The following is a 2067-nucleotide window of genomic DNA, read 5'->3' on the forward strand; positions in this document are numbered from 1 at the left end:
ACCTGAACTCCCGAATGACTAGATCCTAACTAAAACGGAAAACAGTCTTCGGGAGTTTTGTTATTCCCAACAGAGCCAGCAGATCCCGATGGCGTTTAGCGACAGTGCCAAGGACAAAGGCGTTGGTTGTCCGATGTTTATAAGCCTGCATGCACTGAAGCTGGGTAATGAGCTTGCGCATTGATTCTTCCGGCATTTTCAGCTCCGGATGGACTGCATGCACTTCTCGTGCTTTGCTCAGCATACTCATACGCAGAGCCTGAGCAAGCGTATAAACAAACAGTTTTCCTCGATACGCGGCTTCCGTCGCTTCGAATCGTGAACCGCCGACTTCATTTTTGAGTTGATTGAAGCCTTGTTCAATGATCTGGCGCTGACGATAAAGTTTCAGAGCGACAAACGGATTGGACTCAGCATTGCTGCGAATGGCTTGGCAGCCTTTGAACTCGACGGCTTCTTTAAGCTCATCGAACTTGATGCTCCAAACAGGTTCGTCGTCCTTAGCTCTACGGTTTTCGTAAAGAAACCGCTTGATCTTTTTCCACTGCACCGGGTCAATGAGCTTTGAGTTCTGCTCCTCCTGCTTCCTGACGAGTTCCGCCGCACTGCCTTTCACCCTTTTGACGGCGGCCTCTCCTTTTTGAGCAGCTTTTTCAATGGATTTCAGAGTTTCACTTTCGATCTGTCGGATCTTTGCCGCCCCTTCATTCTTGAGTTCAAGTGCTTTCAGAACATCACGGTACAGTTCATTGGTCTGCAGCTCGGCCATTACGGGATCACGATACAAATGCAGATAAGCCTTGACCGGAATAGGACCAGCATCCGTGTTCTCCTTCCATTCGTCAGGAACTGCAATCGCAGAGATCCCTAAGACAGGATCTTTATGTGCAATCGAATCGCACAGAGCCTGTTTGTGCCGCTTCAGGTGAGCTTTGACAGCTCCTTCTTTAAGGCTCAGAAACTGGATGTACTTCAAATTGAGGTTGATGGCCGTCTGTGTGTTGTAAATGCTCTGAAAGCCGCGATCTGTCACCAGAATGTTGTTGGTTAGATCCAAACCGGCAAACTTCATGCGCAGGTAAATCTCCGGGAGGATTGTCTGATCGTTGATGGATCCGTCGTAGCTGCAGGCGAAGACCACATCTCCTGTGGCATGGTCGCATACCGTCATATAGTTGACTTGCCGGAGCTCCGGATTCTGTTTGGCATGTCCCCAAGCTGCCGCATTGATGGTGTTTGAATATGTGGAGATGCTCGTACTGTCAAAAGACAGAGTAACGGCCGAGTCGCTGTGTTTGCACGCGCGGTCGTAGCGCAGTTTGTAATAACGCTCAAGCTGCGGCTGCGTTATGCTTGAGAGCATTTCGGCTATTCGCCGGCCGTCAAGCGGCTGAACTTCAGGCAGCCAGACTTGCGGGAGCCAATCCTCGAAAGTCATCATTGCCCCGCCGCCGTCCAGCTTATAAACGCTGAGAGCGAACAGAATTCGTGCGGTTTGTTCGCCAAACACACTTCGAAGATCTTCGTAAATACCGGTATTTTGGCCAAACTGCCAGGCGGCATACGACACACCGATGCGCACGGTGTCACAGCTCCAGGAGATGTCGGTCGATTCCGGCTTCTGCACAAAAGCTTCAGAGAAGTTTTCTTCAGAAATCAGTTCATGATCGCCCCAAAACACGGTTTGATGAGCGTATTGCGGGAACTTATCAACAAAGTTCTTTGAAAGCCGGATGGAACCGTCGTCGAGCAGCCGGCCGACTTGCACCTTTGACTCAACGAAAGAACGTTTCTTCACTGAATCCCATCGATTGCGGTACGCCCTGATGTAGATGCGGCCAGCTTTGTCTTTGGAGGACATAAGCGCCCAGAGTTTGCCTTCGGAATCCAGTAATTTAGCCATGATAGATATGCCTGATTAAGATGTATCTATTATACATGAAATAAAAATTCCTGCAATCTCAACGTAAGAAAAATTGCAGGAATTTCAGAATGAGCTAAATAACATTCAAGGCTGATTTGATGAGCCTCAACCCCTTAAAGATCTAGTACTCCGGGAGTTTGGGT

Annotated in this window: 1 protein-coding gene; it reads right to left on the reverse strand. The window is 49.0% G+C overall.

The window, feature by feature from the left end; translation table 11 throughout:
• Positions 1 to 25: 25 nt before the first annotated feature.
• Entirely contained in the window at positions 26 to 1903 is a 1878-nt protein-coding gene (locus tag DES29_RS12260) for an IS1634 family transposase (RefSeq protein WP_113854951.1), read from the reverse strand.
• Positions 1904 to 2067 lie beyond the last annotated feature (164 nt).

It is taken from the genome of Sutterella wadsworthensis, from assembly GCF_003315195.1.
In the GTDB taxonomy this organism is placed as follows: domain Bacteria; phylum Pseudomonadota; class Gammaproteobacteria; order Burkholderiales; family Burkholderiaceae_F; genus Sutterella; species Sutterella wadsworthensis.